Raw genomic sequence first — 16,163 nt, 5'->3', positions numbered from 1 at the left:
CGACGGGGGCCATCATCATGCGGCAAAGACCCGTGATATCGTAGACGGGCAGCTCCCGATCATCTACGACAACAGCGGCGCTTCGATGTTTGCAGCGCCGGCGTTTGAACTTCTGGCCTGTCTCGCTCAGTGACACATCGGTGCGAAGCAGGCTCAGAACATGACGCGGATCGAGCCTCGAGGAACGGCCGCACGACTTGCACAGAATCCATAGAAAGCGCCGGGGTTCTGCCGCGTCCGCCACTGTAACGGTTTCTCCGAACCGCTGCCGCACCATAAGAAGATTTTTAAGAACAGATAATTTAGTGACTGAAGAAAAAAGCCCCGCGGGCGGGCGGGGCAGGAAAAGCCGGGCCGGGATGAGCCGTACAAGGGCCCGGTGAAGGAACGCTAGCAAAAAGCGTATGCTGAACCTAATGTGTCCGCAATACGTGCTCACGCGGACACGCGCTTAAGCTGCGTTTACGTCAGTGTGATGCCCGTCATTGAGTGAACCTGCGGGAATCTGGTGAACTAAACTCCGAAAGACAGCCCCGCTGACCATACGACGAAAAGCGGGGCTCCAAATTGGGGGTACGCCTCACAGCTCTTGCGACTGCGGCGCAAGCGTATGTTATTGCCGGCGATCGGCGCTGTCATATAACTAACCAGGAAGAAAAAGCCCCGCAGAGGTGGTGAATTGGGCACTCGCTTATAGCGGTCGCAGCGTGGTGTGCACGATCACCGGAGTAGCAGCTCGGCAGTTCGAGTCCGTCAACCCCACAAAGACGGAGGCTTGAATGGCCATATTGACGACGTTCGATTGGCATTGGAAAAGACAAACGGAGGGTGCGGTTCTCGTCAACTTCAAGGTTAGGAGGGCCGCCTCGAAGGAATCTGCGGCTAGGTCGACTTCCACGGCCTCGTCCGAGCCGGTGATGGCGGGGTCCGACGAAGAGGTGCAGTTCGTTGTGCGCGTGCCCTTCGGCGGAAAGGTGGCGCACACTGGCTTCCCGCCTGAGGAGATTCGACAAGCAGCGGTCGAACGAGCACACGATTTCGTCCGCGCGGCCCTTGTCCTGGATTTACCTGACGCCGATTTATTTTGATGCGCGTCACTGCGGCCAGAGAAAAGCCCCGCCGGTTTGGGAGGCGACGGGGCTAGGCAGCACATATCCATGGAAGTTGCCCTTTGCGGGCACCGCGAATATGCGCCCACTCTGGCACATCGGGGAATCATCTAAGGGTAGTACCTAGTGCTGGCTACTCCCGTGCACGCCTATCAAGACATCCTTGCAAAAGACTTGCAAAAGAAAAGCCCCGCCGCTTTGGGGAAGGGCGGGGCCAGTGCGTGAGACCAGACGCCTCAGGGAAACCAGAACACGTCCGGTTGACCATCTCACATATGCAATACTGCCCGTAGGATTAGGGCAGAAATGCGGCGAAGAAAAAGTCCCGCCAAAGCGGGGCGAGGTAAAGCACTAGGCTTTTGCGATCAACGACGCTTACAGCGGTCCGCTGGCTTGAAATCCGAGATTCAGGGAATTGCAGAGTGTGCCGACAGCGCGTGCAGAAAATGCGCTAGTCGCGCCCGAGACTTGGCAACAATTTGTTGGCTAACGAAGCGATCCGCGAAAGGCGCCAAAAATTGAGTACTCGGCCCACCCCACCAAAAACAGCACTCGGCTGGGATGAACGCGGGCGATTGACTCGGCTCTGCGGAGCCTCCTACCATAACTTTGCCATGCGGGATCCCCGGAGACTCCGGCGTCCGCAAGACCTCTTACGTTTCCTGGAGCCGGCTTCCCGATGGCATAGAGCGCTCGTCAGGCGCCGTTACCTTGGGAGGAAATCTTGGCAAATCTCGACACCGGCAATACCGGATTCATGATTCTGTGCAGCAGCTTGGTCATGCTGATGACTCCAGGCCTGGCGTTCTTCTATGGCGGGCTCGTCAGCCGGCGCAATGTGCTGGCGATCATGATGCAGTCCTTTGTTTCCATGGGATGGACGACGGTGATCTGGTACGTCGTTGGTTATTCGCTGTGCTTTTCGGGAGGTGAGGGTGGAATCATTGGCAACCTGGACATGGCCTTTCTTCATGGCGTGACTCTGGCCACGCCGTCACCCACGCCGGGTATTCCTCTATTTGTTCATATCGCCTACCAGATGATGTTTGCCATCATCACGCCGGCGCTGATCACCGGGGCATTCGCCAATCGCGTCTCGTTCAAGGCATACATGGCCTTCCTCACGCTGTGGCTGCTCTTCGTATATTTCCCATTCGTACACATGCTCTGGGGCGGCGGATTATTGCAGAGCTGGGGGGTTCTGGACTTTGCGGGGGGCATCGTCGTCCACAACACCGCTGGAATGGCCGCTCTCGCTTCGGTCCTTTATGTCGGCCGCCGGCGCGTCCTCGACTCAGGGCCGCATAGTGTGCCGCTAGTGGCTTTGGGCACGGGCCTTCTTTGGTTCGGGTGGTATGGCTTCAACGCGGGCAGTGAGTTCCGAGTTGATTCGGTTACCACCGTCGCCTTTCTCAATACCGACTTGGCGGCTTCTTTCGCTGCCGTCACTTGGATGATCGTCGGTTGGTGGCAGGAAAAGCGCCCAACTTTCGTCGGACTGCTGACAGGCGCTGTCGCAGGATTGGCCACCGTCACGCCGGCGGCGGGTTACGTGTCACCCCTCACGGCCGTCATAATTGGCATTTCGTCAGGTGTGGTCTGCTACTTCGCCGTTGCGCTGAAGAACCGGCTGAAGTGGGACGATGCCCTCGATGTTTGGGGCGTTCACGGGGTGGGCGGTGCGCTTGGAATCGTGCTCCTGGGCGTATTCGCCTCCACCGCATTCAATCCAGCTGGCACCGATGGCTTGGTATTTGGCAATGGCGCTTTCTTCGGCAAGCAGGTGCTGGCTGCCTTATTGTCGTCGGTTTGGGCATTCGCCTTCACCTATGCCATGCTGTGGTTGATAGACAAAGTCACGCTCGTCAAAGTGGGGCAATCTGACGAGGAGGCAGGTCTCGACGTCGCACTTCATGGGGAGACGGCCTATCTGGGAACGCCCTAAGTTCGCTTGCCCGCCCTAGAAAGCCCGCGCGGACTCCCACTGGCAGCGGGGCCTTTCCTTTTTGTGCAGGGCAGATGCGGGGGTTTAAGTCGATTGTCCGGTGCGCCTGAAGTAAGGTCGCCGCAATTGTCGTAGTTTCAGCCTCTCCGAGGCAGGTCCCATCACGCCGGCTTCTCGGAGCGGGTCACGAAATTGACCAAAAAAACTACGGCTGCGAAGAAGGTGAGTAGCGAGCCGACGATTAGAACTACTTCGATCTGATTTGTGAACAGTAAGTAGAGCCCGATTGCCATCAACAGGGCCCCTAAATTTGCCAGCCAGAAATGCGCAACCGCCAGCCAGCCTACCGCCATTGCCGGGAAGGCGCGATAGGTCAAGCCGTAAAGTGCGAGTGATGCCCAGCCCACCAGATTTATGTGCGCGTGCATTGTAAATTCACTATGGTCGCCAGAAATTCCCATTTCGATCCCGTGCGCCATGCCGATTATTGCGTAAATTACGGCAATGATGATGAAGCGTCGTGCGATATTAGTCATAGTTCGCTGTCCCCTCTGATGAGACCGATCCCCGCGAAGTAGGTTCGACTGCCGCCTTCCCGACACGGACTCTATGGGAAGCCACCGAAAGAGTCGCCGAAAATGGAGACGGCAATGAGAGTCCGCGACACGGACACATTGATCGATGTGCATTTCCAGGATGAGGGCGAAATGGAATCCGGCGTTGTCCTCATGCTCGAATTTGAGCGGCGCAACGCGATATTTGGGCCAGCCCAATGGATCGGCGTTGTGGATGGGCGCGTCGACCCGCTACGCAGGCTCGCGGCGGGAGCTTTAGCTAAGTTGACTAAACCGAACCGCTTCGACGTCCTTGCCCGCGCGCTCAGTCGCCTGTCGGAAGAAGAATGCCGCGGCATCATGGACGATGCAGCCAAAAGACGCTCAAACGGATAGCACAAAGAAAAGCCCCGCCGAGGCGGCGTTTAACAGATCCTAGCGCTTTTGCCTCAGGGCGTTACGCGAAGAAGCATCGACGCGAATTGTAACCAGTGTTCAACGGTGCGACAAATATTGACCATGCGATGGTTGCCTCCACGTTCTTACATTGCCATAAGCTCTCCGGGCATCACTGACTTAAAGGACACGCTATATGGATTGGCGAACACGGCTTGAAATCGCCAGCTTTGTCCAGCGTTCAGGTCTGTGGTTGAGGCAAATGCACTAGATACTTTCACGCCGGCAGCGTCCAAAACATCGAAGTTTATTACGCATATATGGAGGTCCCTGCGGGACTCATTGATAGCTAGGCCAGTAATGCCCAGCACAGTGCCGGTATCGCTCCGCCATATTCCATCAACCGTAACTCTGACGCCATTTGACGAGTATGGGGTGGGGAATTTCAGCGGCGGCGCTGTACCGCACGCGCTGAGAAACAATGCGACGATAAATGCGATATGGGGTACCGAGATCAAAGACCACCTTGCGCAATACGGACACCCTCAAGATCATGAACCTCTGACGAGTGCGGTGGCAAGATAGCGGTTTCGCCCGATCGCCCGAATTGATCGGCCGCCACGCAGGGCGATGGGGTCACATCCCCAGATTTCGCCCTTTACTTCGAAGGCGAGGTTTTCAAGAAAGCGTTTGACTCGTCGATAACGCGCGGTCTCCAAAGCACTCCCTTGCCGTTCCCCGTATTTAATTCCGTTCAGGAAGTCCAAGTCCACGATCATCTACCACAATCGCCGCCCGCTGATGATTGCAGCGTCGGCACTTGAACTTCCGGCATAACCCCGCTTCGTCCTCCAGTCACGGTCAGCGGGGTTTTTCTTTTGCGAGCCCCGGAATATCGAGTGCGCTGGTCGCCTAGTAACCGCGCATCTGCATGCAGGAATGAACCATGCTGTCGCGGTTCAATACGGTAATGCTGCTTGTCGCAAGTTGGGCAAGGTCGTCGCACTGCTGGTAGCCTTGCTCCACAGGCACACCGGCATTATCGACTGATTTGTATTGGCTGAGATCAGGCCCGCAGGCGCAGAGGACCGCTAATATCAAAACACCGGCGGTTCGTTCGAGCATTCGGCCTCCTTGGCGTATTCGGCTATGGCGAAGTGCTGAACCGGGCATTTGCCCGACATGGGCGCTTGGACCAGGTCGATCCGGAGCTGTTTTGCCAATGTCACATTGACATGCAGTTCGTCATCAATCTGGAACCCCTCAGTTCGGCTTTCTGGCCCCGCTTCAGCGAGGCTTTTGCTTTGCGGCGGCAAGTCGCAACGAACGCATGGTTATTATGGCGATGCAAAGCCGTGTTTCTGCATGCTGTCGACCGTGATTTTGTCGCCCGCTGCTTTCGTAGCGGCTGCGCTCAAATTAGGCGCCTCCTGAAGGGCTTTCGACGCTATAGCCCCTCAAGCGCGTCAATCCAGGTGGTCATCGCGGCGTTCACGTCGTCCTTGCGGTCCTGCATGATCCAGTGACCTGCGTGGGACCATAGGTCGACTTTCGACTTCGGGTGCGAGAACCACGGCCGCATGCGGTCGGCCTTGGCCGGATCGCGGCAAAGGTGATAGAAGGGCACTGTCAAGCTTCTGCAAAACTTCGCGCTCGCCTCTCCGACGCCTACCTGGTCAGCTCCGAAGAAAAGCGGGCCGAAGGACTCGCGTACGACGTCCACCGGCATCCCCTGGACGCGTCTCGCATGCCAGCGCTTAAATGCCGGATCGGTCGCAGGGTCGTAGCCGAGCTGGAACAGAGCCGAGGCCACCACGCCGGGATCGCCGCTGTTCAGATCATGGACCGTCTTCCCGTAGAGTTGCGCTGCGTCGTCGGAATAGCCGAGCGTGCCGTCGACGGACACGACGGCACAGACCAGGTCCGGCCGTTTGGCGGCGAGACGGGCGGCAATCTGCCCACCCATCGAATGCCCCACGATGATGAATTTCTGACCGGGGTACTCGGTCGAGATCAGCGCCTCGATGTCGGCATCGTAATCCGCCGGCTTATAGGCGCCTGACGGCATGACCTGGGACCTGCCGTGCCCCCGCAGGTCGAGGGTCACGACACGGTACTTGCTCTCGAACAACGATAACTGCCAGCTCCAATCGTGGGAATCGCAAGTCCAGCCGTGCAGAAACATCACGTACTTGCCCGTGCCTGCCTCTGTCATGAAGAGCTTCGCCGTGGACCTCGTCGCTGCGTAGGTCCCGCTGTGCCCCTGCGCGATCGCAACCGCCGCCACGCGTGCTTTCCCGTTCGTCATCGCCTCGCGCTTTCAAACGCTAGCCACGAATCCCCCAAAGGCGTTGCACGATTGAAATGGTATCTTACCATGAATTGGCGATGCCGAAGGAAGGTGTCATCATGGCAATGCGTTGGCGTTTTCGGGACGCAATTTTAGTTGCGGGTCTCTTGGCAATGGCGGCAGAGAGCACGAAAGCCGATGGATACGACATTGGCTCACTTGCTTCACAATTTTTGCAAAGCAAGACGCAGGCGACCGTCCTCGAGCACGATGACGTGGCTAGTCCCGAGTGCCAGGATAAGCATTTCGTGAAGGCTGCTCCCGTGGGCTCGCCGACATCGCACGTCAGTGGGAAGATTACAGAGCGCAAGTGGCGGGAGATTTGGACGCTCACGCGTTGTGGGACGAACGTTTACTACCTGATATTTTTCACTGAGGAGGGCAATGGTGGCGCGTATTACGCGTTGGTCGGACCAAAGCCGATTGAAGAGCTGCAAAAATATTTGGCGGCACTGTCAACGACCGAGCCAGGGTCCCATGAGTTTTGGATTTACTTTGACGTCGGCAAGTTCGACATTCGAGCCGATGCGGCTCGCATCCTCGACTCAGTTGCGAACGCCGCTAAGCAATCCGACGGTCGGAAGGTGGTGCTGACCGGTCACACCGATACTACCGGTTCTCCAGCGCGCGACCAAAAGCTCTCCGAGGATCGTGTCCGGTCGGCAAGGGACTATCTCTCTCGCCAGGGGATACCGGTCGCAAGCATCACGATGATCAGCAAGGGTAAGACCGACCTGCGCGTGAAGACTGCGGATCAGGTCAGTAAGCAAGAGAACAGGAACGTGCACATCGAGATTCAATAGACCCGCGCGGACGCGCCCAATGTGTCGCGTGGTAGTGGGGCGCCGCAGGTCGACCGGCAATATGAGCGAGAGTCCGGGATTAGGTGAATATCGGAAACCGCGGCAGCTCTGTCTCACCAGCCGTAGAGTCCTGGCTGCGGAAATTGGAAGTATGCCGGGCTGCGCACGTGGGCGAGGATCCACGGGGTGCATCCCCCCTCAGCCGCCCTGCGGTCATCTACTCTGCAAGACGTGCCCCATGACGGTTGCATTCGGGCATGTAGATACGGATCACTTATTCCGCCCCGAATGAATTCCCGTGCTCTTCGATCCCAGCCAAAGTCCGCGCACAATCGCGGCTAAAGCCTGCGAATTGCCCCTTCAAGGCGGCCAGAGAACCTACGAGCTACACCAAGCTCTTCTGACCTTCGATCGTCGCACATCAATTTACCCCATCCCTTGCCTCAAGCCGTTCCGGATGAAGTTACCAGTAGGGGCGGATTTCGACGGCTCAGCGCTGTCCGCCACGCGACTATGGTTGCGGTGCCAATGGGGGATTTCAAACCCGAGGACAATGCCGATCGTGAAGGCGATCGAGCAGAGCATTACCCACGAGGGCGGCCCTGATTGCGGCGCATGGTGTGGCCAAATCTGGTTGCGCCAATCCATGGCTCTCCAGGCCAGTTCCACATTCGCCAAGGCTAGCGAGTTGATCCATTCTCTCGCCTGAACCAAGGCCAAAGAGACGTACCATGCAGCACTTGCCAGCATGACACCCGCCGCCAAGCTCTCCCAATATCGCAGTCCTTTGGGTGCTCGCTCCGGATAAATTGCAAAGTCGTCGACCAAGAACGCGATTGTCACCGCAGTCACGAATGACATCCCGAGCCACGGAAATGAGAACAGAAAACTGTATAAGGACCCCTCGAAACTCAAGAATAGGACCGCCCTGAATATGAAGCTGATAACCACCGCCGCGGCAACCGCCAGGAGTCCCGACACGATATAACCGATCACCGGCCGCATGCCGACCTTATGGATATTGGCAAAGTCCCAAAGCCTCTTGGGCGTGATCGCAAAGTATATTGCTGCGCCATAGTTCATCGAAACCATCAGGGACATAAAGAGACGCAGCCCCAGTCCATTGCTCGTATGTCCAAGTAGTGCTCCGATGATAGAGATTCCAAAAAAGAGGATCAAAAAAACGATAGCCACCAGAGAAATTATCTTGGTCGGGCTAATTTCGGCACGAATCCGTTCGATCGTCGTAAAGCCCATCTCACGGATCATGCGCAAGCGCTCCCGCCGAGTGCGAGCGCACTGCAGGATACCTTGCGCAAGGAAGTCACAAATTTCGTAGTTGAGCTCTTCGCAATTGGCGAGAATGATTCGGCGCAGCTCTTTGTGGGACCGTGCGGTTAACCCTCTCTTGCCTGTCGGACTTCGAAGGATAGAGATAAAGTGGTTCGCCAATCCAATGAGTTCGTCGAGCCGTTTGAAGATCTGGTCGAATTTCTCGCGAAACAGGACGCATGCGCGGCCGAGTTTTTCGTCTTCTTCCCAGTGCTTTAAGCGCAAGGCGATGTAAAGAACCCGGTTGAAAGCATATTCGGGTTGGCCGGGCTCATTTCCCTCTAGAAATGCTTGCAAGTCATCCGGCGAATCGACGCGCGCCTTTAGATAATTGGGACTTTCGCGCACCGTCGCTGCCATCGCCGTGCTGTCGAGAGTGGTAGTGCGCAGGAATGCGGCAAGTCGACGGACTTCGACCGGAATATTTCCGATCTCGCGAAAGAAATTTAGCAGGAACTTGTCGATATCTGACACGACGGGGAAATAAGGAAGGAGGGTGGTCATTACGAGGGCGGCAACAAGGGGTGCCGGAAGTTTCTCAAGTTCCTTCGCTATCTGATCGAGGCCATCCGCTTCGATCGAATTGATTACCGGAGGCGAAGTCACGATGACGCCGGACAACAACACCAGCAAAAGCAGGCTGCAAACAACATAGGAAATTTCCGCGAAGTAAAACTGTGCCCTTGTCGTCGAACAGCGTGCCGTCGCCGGCGTCGTAAAGCGGCTATGGGCGTACACGATGATCAGCACGACAGCGAATGACCATTCGTACGCATGATCCGTATCCATAGCTCAAACCTCCCTCGAGGCTTCGCTTGCTTGGACGATCGCCGCTCTGCTCCTGTCATCTCAGGTTATTGCTATGATTGAAACTATACTGACGCGTCCTACCAAAAGGTGTGTCCGCCTTCACATCCATAGGAATAAGTTTCGCATGAGGACTCCACCGTTTATTGGTGTACAAATATCTCAATCTGCTTTTCCCAGCGACTAAGCGCGGCCGATCGAGACCGAATCAGCGCAGGCACTCACGACATCGCTGTTCCGTCGCGACGCGAAGAACAAGGATTTGCCGCGAGCGGAGGCGCGGCACCAGGTCGAAATCGGGCTCAGTGACGGCCCGAGTTGTGTCGAGGCAACTGGGGGGTAACGAACTGCGCTCAGAAGTGTGCTTCCAAACTTCTTGGCAACCTAGTCGCTTGTCACCGTGGCACCGGACGGTGGCAGGGCAAGGTAGCTGGAACGCTCCTCCCGAGTCTTGGCGCTAGGCTTGCTATCCAAGAACGATTAGCAAGCTTGCCGGCGTCTATCCTTGCGGGCTAGACCTCCTACGCTTGGCTGTTGGCGACCGGAGGAGGAAGAGAGGGCGTTGAGGCGCCTGGATCATCCGTGACTGCGACGTCAGGATCGAGTGTGATCATGATCAGTGGAGTGCTGGGAAGTGTAAGTCGGCGATTCTGACCGAGCGGTTAGATGCAGGGTCGGACGGTCAAATCATCAAAGTTGCGCGAATGGGGTTAAGACATGGGAAATGCCGAAAATCCTTACGCAATTCTATTTGAGCCACTGAAAGTTGGGCCAAAGATCGCGCGCAATCGATTTTATCAGGCGCCGCATTGCAATGGCATGGGGCGCAGCTTTCCTAGTTCCATGGCGAGAATGCGCGGGACGAAAGCCGAGGGTGGTTGGGCTATCGTCTGCACGGAGCAATGCGACATCCACTGGACGAGTGACACCGTTCGCGAGATCCGGCTTTGGGATGACCGGGACATTCCCTATTTGGCGCGCATGGTGGAGGAGGTTCACGCGCATGATTCGCTTGCTGCAATCGAGCTTGTGCACATGGGTTACTATGGGCGGAATCTCCTCAGTCGCGAGTCGACCATGTCACCCTCGGGGCAGGCGCCTGCGACCTATTATCCGGGTTACGCGCGAGCTATGGACAAGGAGGACATAAGAGATCTTCGTCGATGGCATCGCAACGCTGCCCTTCGTGCAAAGAAGACTGGTTACGACTGCGTCATCGTCTATGCAGGACACAATATTTCAATTGCGATGCATTTCTTGGGGCGGCGGCACAATCGACGCACCGACGAGTACGGTGGCTCGTTAATGAACCGCACGAGACTTCTGCGTGAGTTGATCGTTGATACCAAAGACGCGGTCGGTGACAGTTGTGCAGTGATCCTACGGCTTGCGGTCGACGAACTAATGGGAGAGAAGGGCATCGTGCACGCCGAGGAGGGGCGAGAGATTGTATCGCTGCTGGCTGAACTTCCTGATCTTTGGGACGTCAACTGCAGCGATTGGAACAACGACTCTATCACGGCGCGCTTCGCGGAGGAGGGTTTCCAGGAACCATACGTCGCGTTTGTCAAGGGGATGACGACTAAGCCGGTCGTCGGTGTAGGGCGCTATACCTCGCCTGATAGGATGGTTTCCCTCCTTAAAAGCGGCACGTTTGACATGATTGGCGCGGCGCGGCCCTCGATCGCCGACCCCTTTCTGCCGGAAAAAATCCGACAAGGTCGCATCGAGGATATTCGGGAATGCATTGGCTGCAATATTTGCGTTGCTTATTCAAACAACAACGTGCCGATGCGTTGCACTCAGAACCCGACCGTCGGAGAAGAGTGGCGGCGCGGCTGGCATCCCGAGAAAATTCCGCCAAGAGAGACTGAGGACCGCGTTCTTGTAATCGGCGCCGGTCCCGCGGGACTCGAGGCGGCCATGACGCTGGGCAAACGCGGCTACGAGGTTGTTTTGGCAGAAGCACGACCAGAGCTCGGCGGGCGCGTTGCGCGTGAGTCTCGCTTGCCGGGGCTGTCCAGCTGGGGTCGTGTACGCGATTATCGAGCTTACCAGATTTCACAAATGGGAAACGTTGATGTATTTCGTGAAAGTCCGCTCGACGCCGACCAAGTCCTCGAGATGGGTTTTTCATTGGTGGCGATCGCGACCGGTGCCACTTGGCGAAAAGACGGCATTGGGCGCGGACACTTTGAGCCGCTACCCGGATGTGATCGAAGCAGCGTTTACACGCCAGATGACATCATGTCCGGGGCGGATATCAGAGGCCCGGTAGTGATTTACGATACCGATCACTACTACATGGGTGGCGTGCTCGCCGAGGCAATCCGACTAAGAGGTCTCGAAGTAACGCTCGTTACCAGCATGCCCGTTGCTTCGGCTTGGACTGAGTTCACTCTCGAGCAGGGCCGGATACAAACACGGCTACATGAGCTTGGCATCGAGATCCTGCCGCTACATTCAGTCGATGAGATCGGCGCCAACGATGTCACGCTATCACACACCTACACGAGATCGAGGCGGCATATCGAGGCAGCGTCCGTCGTGCTCGTGACGACGCTCGTGCCTTCCGACACGCTCTACTATGACCTGCTCGCGCGGCAGCCTGAGTTCGAGGATCGCGGGGTCCGCAGAATCGTCCGAATTGGTGACTGTTATGGTCCCAGCACCATTGCTCAGGCTGTTTGGTCGGGTCACCGATTCGCTCGCACCCTGGGGGAATCAGAATCACAAAGAGACGAGGTCCCCTTCAATCGCGAAATCATGGAGCTCGCCTCCGATTTCTAATGGCTATCGGAAGGACGTCACCATGATGAATGAACTATTTCTGAGCGGCCCCGAATTTGTGAACATTTGTGGCCTGTCAAATGCAATCAAACGGAATGGTGTGATCTACTCTTCTGGTTCACAGGCCGGTCGCGGGCGTGCAAAACAGCGGCCCCTCCAGGACTTGGTAACCTGCCTAGCCCTGTCTCCCTAACGGTTAGGGGTCTTCTCTTTTGCCGGCAAGGCTGAGTTGGCGCATGCTTGCGGTGCCGAAGAGAGGCATCTAAGCCTGTAGAAGTGATCCTTGCCCCGCTCCGAGTCCCCAAAGCTTGCGGCGCGCTTTCCTATAGGGGTGGCTGTCCTAGAATTCGGATTGGCGAGGTCAAATCTGGCGCTGGTGCAGTTAAGATCGCCGCTTGGTAATTTCAGGTCGATTTGCGCACAAACCCAAGAGGAGCAATGCCATGACCGGAATGGAGCTTTCCCCCAGTGACCAAATGATGCTCGAGGGGCTCTATTGGTGGGATATTCCCACTTTCTTCCGCTGTCCGATCGAGCGCGATCCGCGCGGCTGCGATGTCGCCCTCGTTGGGGTCCCGCATTCCACCGGCAATGGCACGACTGAGCGCGACCAGCACCTGGGGCCCCGCGCGGTGCGTGACGTCTCCGCGATGGCGCGCCGGGTGAACATGGCGCTCGAACTCGATCCCTGGAAGGCGTGCCGTATCCGCGATCTCGGTGACGTGCCCGTACCCGAAGCCAACGACAATGAAGCGTGCATAGAGCGCATCACTCAATTTTACCGCCGCATCGATGCGGCCGGCGCCAGACCCGTGTCTGTAGGTGGCGATCACTCAGTGACTGGCGGCATCATGCAGGCAATCGCGGGTCAAGGTGCGAGGCTAACCGGAGGGCGCAAAGCCGCGTTCCTGCACTTCGATGCGCACACCGACGCCTATGAGCAGATCCCGCACTTCCTGGGTGCGGTCAAGTCGGCCGCTCATTGGGCGGCTTATCTCGTCCGCGACGGTTACATCGATGCGACGCGCAGCGTGCAGATAGGCATGCGCGGCAACCCGCGCACGCTAGATTGGCGCAAGCCCAGCGTGGAACTCGGCTACGAGATGATCACGATGGAGCGTTACCGCGAGATCGGACCCGAGGAAACGATACGCATAATCCGCGACCGCATCGGCAAGGACACCCCACTTTACATCACCTTTGATTTGGACTGCCTCGATGCGACCGTCGCTCCCGCCGTCGCGAATCTGGAGGTCGGCGTGGAGGGCTTCCGCATGGACGAGGTCCTGCGTCTGCTACGCTGCGTGAGGGGGTTCGACCTGATCGGCGGCGACGTGATGTGTCTGATGCCGACGAAAGATTCTCCCAACAAGCAGACGGCGCACGTCGCGTCGACCATCATGTTCGAGATCATTAGCCTCGTGGCGGACCGGTTGCGCTGACCATCTCCGGCAAACCCCGTTCCGCTCCGCGATGACGAGTTCCGCGACCAGGCACGCGCACGAGGTAGGCTTCTGCGGCCCAGTTTCGAGGCAACGAAGTTCTGATTATGGCGCCCTTCAGACAAAGCCTACCGGCGCGGCACAATGAGCGCGTCAAGCGCCTTAGCACCTTTTGGCAATACCATGAAGGGGTTGATGTCGATGCTCTCGATCGTCCTGGCGTTCGCGTAGGCCAACCTCGAAAGAGCGACGATCGCACCTGCGAGGGCCTGCATGTCAAACGGCATGCGGCCGCGCGCGCCAGTGAGGATTGGAAACCCCCTTACCTCGCGGATCATCCGCCTGGCCTCGGCGATGCCGATCGGAGCCAGCCGGAGCGTTATATCCTTGAGCTGCTCGACGAAGACGCCGCCAAGGCCGAACATAACAAAAGGGCCGAAAACTGGATCGCGCTTTACGCCGATAATAGTCTCAACCCCGCCTGACACCATCGGCGCAACGAGCACGCCATGGAGGCGGGCATGCGGTGCGCGCCGCCTGACTCGCGCGATAATCTCGCCGAAGGCCTTCCCAACTGCGCGCCGGCTTCCGAGATTGAGAACGACACCCTCGACTTCGGATTTGTGAGCGATATCTGGCGAACTGATCTTGAGTACCACGGGAAAGCCGAAAGACGCTGCGGCGCGCTCCGCCTCCGCCCGCGAGACTGCCAATCGCGACGGCACAACCGGAATTCCCGCTTTCCCGAGGGCGGCGAGGGCCTGATGCTCAGTCAGGACTGCTGCCGGTAAGGATGGCGCAAAGGTTTTCCGCGATGATTTCGGCACGGATTTGCGCCAGCTTTCGGCGAGATGGTGGAGTGCAGCAATACCACCGACTGCCCGTATTGGTTCATCGAACACGGGATATCCCGCCTTCTCGACCATGGCCTTTGTCTCGGCGGTGTATGCCATCACGAACACGATCGGCCGCCCGCGCGCGACTTCCTCGAGACCCACGAGAGCGGCCAGCGCGCGCTCGACGCCGTGGCGGTTTAGGCCCAACGTCGCGAGGAATACCGCTACCGCACCATAGCCGCCTGAACTCAGTATTTCGTCGAGAAAGCGGCGAATGAGCGGTGGATCGGTCAACAGCACCGTTGTGGCGTCGACTGGATTACGGACCCCCGCAAGTGGCAAAAACTCCTTTAGTCGGTTCCGCCCCGTGGCTGGTAGGCGCGCGACGTCGAGCCCGCGCGCAATTGCCTCGTCTGCCATCATCACGCCGACCCCGCCTGAGATCGTGACGATGCCCAGGCGGCGGTTGCTGGGATAGCGCCCTGCCACACACACTTGCGCCACGTCGAGAACTCTGGCGAAACTGTCGCCCCGAAAAACGCCATAGGCTTTGAAAACTGTGTCGTAGACGGCGTCGTTCCCCGCGAGTGCCCCTGTGTGGGACACAATGGCTTCCGCGCCCACCCCAGTGCGGCCGATCTTCAGCATGAGAACGGGCTTGCGGCGCGCGTGGGCTGTCTGCAGGGCGGCACGGAACATCTCCCCGTCGCGGCAGCCTTCCAATCCGGCAACGATAACCTTGGTACGGTCGTCCTCGGCGAGAAAAGCGAGGCACTCGGAGAAATCCACGTCGCATTGATTCCCGGTTGTAATCCAATAACTGATACCAAGGCCGCGCTCGCGGACAAGGGCGAGGCTCAGCGTCCCGATCGCGCCACTTTGGCTGACGATTCCGACGCCACCAGGAGCAAGGCCGCCGTGCGTCGTCTCCGTCGAGAAGCTCGCGTATGTGCCGGCGTGAACGTTGAGATACCCCATGCAATTGGGACCGAGAAGGCGCATGCCGGAATGTCGGGCGATTAGGGCAAGGCGCTCCTGCATCGCCGCTCCAGCCCCGCCAAGTTCCGCGAAGCCCGAACTGTAAAGCACGGCCGCGCGCACACCCCTGCCGGCGCAAGCCTCTACCGCCTCCGTAACACCAGCGGCTGGGACCGCGATGATCGCAAGCTCCGGCGCTTCGGGCAGTGCCGAGACATTCGGATACGTTCGCACGCCGCCGATTTCGTTGGCTCGCGGATGGACAGCGTAATACCGGCCGCGAAATCGTTCCTTCAGGTTATGGAGCGAGCGACTTCCGAGTTTCGTTGCGTCGGTCGAGGCGCCGAGGAGAACGATCGAACTCGGCTCGAAGAGCGGGCGCAAGGTGTGTTCGACTGCCGCCAACGGTTCCTCCCTTGTCGTTATTTTTCGGGCCCCGATGTCAGCACTTCCGAGGTAAAGTCCTAAGTGGATTTTTGGACGGCGCGCAGTCCGGTGCCCGTGACGTAGCCAATTTTACCAGTAAATGCATTGTTCACGCCTTTTTTCCACTCGCGCGCTTGGGTGCCTCAACGGCAATGTTTCGAGCGGTTCGTTTGCCAGCGCTTATCCCAGGTCGACCCTTCCTCTGCGACATGCCCGGACGACATACGCCGTTCACCGATGCGGAAGAGGAGATCGTTCGCAACAGAATAGATCGCATTGTGTGCCTAACGCCCCACGACGAAATTGAACTTCTTGTTATGGCGCTGTTCTGATCGAGAGCTTCCCGCAGTTTACCGTCCGGTTTCGGGGGGGCAGGGGACAACGGGGGATGTCAT

At 58.0% G+C, this 16,163-nt stretch carries 11 protein-coding genes; 6 read left to right on the top strand and 5 right to left on the bottom strand.

Translation table 11 applies throughout. The features are described 5' to 3' along the window. The first annotated feature begins 779 nt into the window (after positions 1-779). Positions 780-1,088, top strand: a complete 309-nt coding sequence (locus VEJ16_03275; protein ID HYB08674.1) for a hypothetical protein — start codon at positions 780-782, stop codon at positions 1,086-1,088. Positions 1,089-1,866: 778 nt separating this feature from the next. Then, positions 1,867-3,054 carry an ammonium transporter gene (locus VEJ16_03270; GenBank protein HYB08673.1) on the top strand — a complete coding sequence of 396 codons (1,188 nt, stop codon included), beginning with the start codon at positions 1,867-1,869 and terminating at the stop codon, positions 3,052-3,054. A gap of 161 nt (positions 3,055-3,215) precedes the next feature. Here VEJ16_03270 and VEJ16_03265 read toward each other — a convergent pair whose 3' ends face one another. Further along, positions 3,216-3,590 (bottom strand): hypothetical protein, encoded by a 375-nt coding sequence (locus tag VEJ16_03265; protein ID HYB08672.1) that lies wholly within the window; start codon positions 3,588-3,590, stop codon positions 3,216-3,218. A 114-nt stretch (positions 3,591-3,704) separates the two neighbouring features. Here VEJ16_03265 and VEJ16_03260 point away from each other — a divergent pair, with 114 nt between their 5' ends. Then, a complete protein-coding gene (locus VEJ16_03260; protein HYB08671.1) occupies positions 3,705-4,004 on the top strand; it encodes a hypothetical protein in 300 nt (99 codons plus the stop codon). Between the two features lie 912 nt (positions 4,005-4,916). On the opposite strand, the gene VEJ16_03255 is transcribed toward VEJ16_03260, so the two are convergent. Both VEJ16_03255 and VEJ16_03250 read right to left on the bottom strand, forming a co-directional pair. Continuing rightward, entirely contained in the window at positions 4,917-5,129 is a 213-nt protein-coding gene (locus VEJ16_03255) for a hypothetical protein (GenBank protein HYB08670.1), read from the bottom strand. A gap of 322 nt (positions 5,130-5,451) precedes the next feature. Beyond that, positions 5,452-6,312 (bottom strand): alpha/beta hydrolase, encoded by an 861-nt coding sequence (locus VEJ16_03250; GenBank protein HYB08669.1) that lies wholly within the window; start codon positions 6,310-6,312, stop codon positions 5,452-5,454. An 80-nt stretch (positions 6,313-6,392) separates the two neighbouring features. Between VEJ16_03250 and VEJ16_03245 the strand changes: the two genes are divergently transcribed. Then, a complete protein-coding gene (locus VEJ16_03245; GenBank protein ID HYB08668.1) occupies positions 6,393-7,157 on the top strand; it encodes an OmpA family protein in 765 nt (254 codons plus the stop codon). Positions 7,158-7,583: 426 nt separating this feature from the next. Here the strand turns inward: VEJ16_03245 and VEJ16_03240 are convergent, their stop codons facing one another. Next, complete coding sequence (locus VEJ16_03240; GenBank protein ID HYB08667.1) at positions 7,584-8,849, bottom strand: hypothetical protein; 1,266 nt, start codon at positions 8,847-8,849, stop codon at positions 7,584-7,586. A gap of 1,164 nt (positions 8,850-10,013) precedes the next feature. Here VEJ16_03240 and VEJ16_03235 point away from each other — a divergent pair. Next, complete coding sequence (locus tag VEJ16_03235; GenBank protein ID HYB08666.1) at positions 10,014-12,086, top strand: FAD-dependent oxidoreductase; 2,073 nt, start codon at positions 10,014-10,016, stop codon at positions 12,084-12,086. 479 nt (positions 12,087-12,565) lie between these two features. Then, positions 12,566-13,528: an arginase family protein gene (locus VEJ16_03230; protein HYB08665.1), complete on the top strand. Its 963-nt coding sequence runs from the start codon at positions 12,566-12,568 to the stop codon at positions 13,526-13,528. Positions 13,529-13,656: 128 nt separating this feature from the next. Here VEJ16_03230 and VEJ16_03225 read toward each other — a convergent pair whose 3' ends face one another. Next, positions 13,657-15,747: an acetate--CoA ligase family protein gene (locus tag VEJ16_03225; GenBank protein ID HYB08664.1), complete on the bottom strand. Its 2,091-nt coding sequence runs from the start codon at positions 15,745-15,747 to the stop codon at positions 13,657-13,659. Positions 15,748-16,163: the final 416 nt, after the last annotated feature.

It is taken from the genome of Alphaproteobacteria bacterium (assembly GCA_035625915.1).
In the GTDB taxonomy this organism is placed as follows: Bacteria; Pseudomonadota; Alphaproteobacteria; order JACZXZ01; family JACZXZ01; genus DATDHA01.
The sequence above is the reverse complement of the archived record's forward strand: the minus strand, read 5'-3'. Positions and strand labels throughout refer to the sequence as shown.

What these genes read in the sequence shown, in the direction of transcription:
- VEJ16_03245 (HYB08668.1), top strand. Translation starts at nt 6,393, where the DNA reads ATGCCGAAGGAAGGTGTCATCATGGCAATGCGTTGGCGTTTTCGGGAC.
- VEJ16_03265 (HYB08672.1), bottom strand. Translation starts at nt 3,590, where the DNA reads ATGACTAATATCGCACGACGCTTCATCATCATTGCCGTAATTTACGCA.
- VEJ16_03275 (HYB08674.1), top strand. Translation starts at nt 780, where the DNA reads ATGGCCATATTGACGACGTTCGATTGGCATTGGAAAAGACAAACGGAG.
- VEJ16_03270 (HYB08673.1), top strand. Translation starts at nt 1,867, where the DNA reads ATGATTCTGTGCAGCAGCTTGGTCATGCTGATGACTCCAGGCCTGGCG.
- VEJ16_03255 (HYB08670.1), bottom strand. Translation starts at nt 5,129, where the DNA reads ATGCTCGAACGAACCGCCGGTGTTTTGATATTAGCGGTCCTCTGCGCC.
- VEJ16_03250 (HYB08669.1), bottom strand. Translation starts at nt 6,312, where the DNA reads ATGACGAACGGGAAAGCACGCGTGGCGGCGGTTGCGATCGCGCAGGGG.
- VEJ16_03230 (HYB08665.1), top strand. Translation starts at nt 12,566, where the DNA reads ATGCTCGAGGGGCTCTATTGGTGGGATATTCCCACTTTCTTCCGCTGT.
- VEJ16_03240 (HYB08667.1), bottom strand. Translation starts at nt 8,849, where the DNA reads ATGGCAGCGACGGTGCGCGAAAGTCCCAATTATCTAAAGGCGCGCGTC.
- VEJ16_03235 (HYB08666.1), top strand. Translation starts at nt 10,014, where the DNA reads ATGGGAAATGCCGAAAATCCTTACGCAATTCTATTTGAGCCACTGAAA.
- VEJ16_03260 (HYB08671.1), top strand. Translation starts at nt 3,705, where the DNA reads ATGAGAGTCCGCGACACGGACACATTGATCGATGTGCATTTCCAGGAT.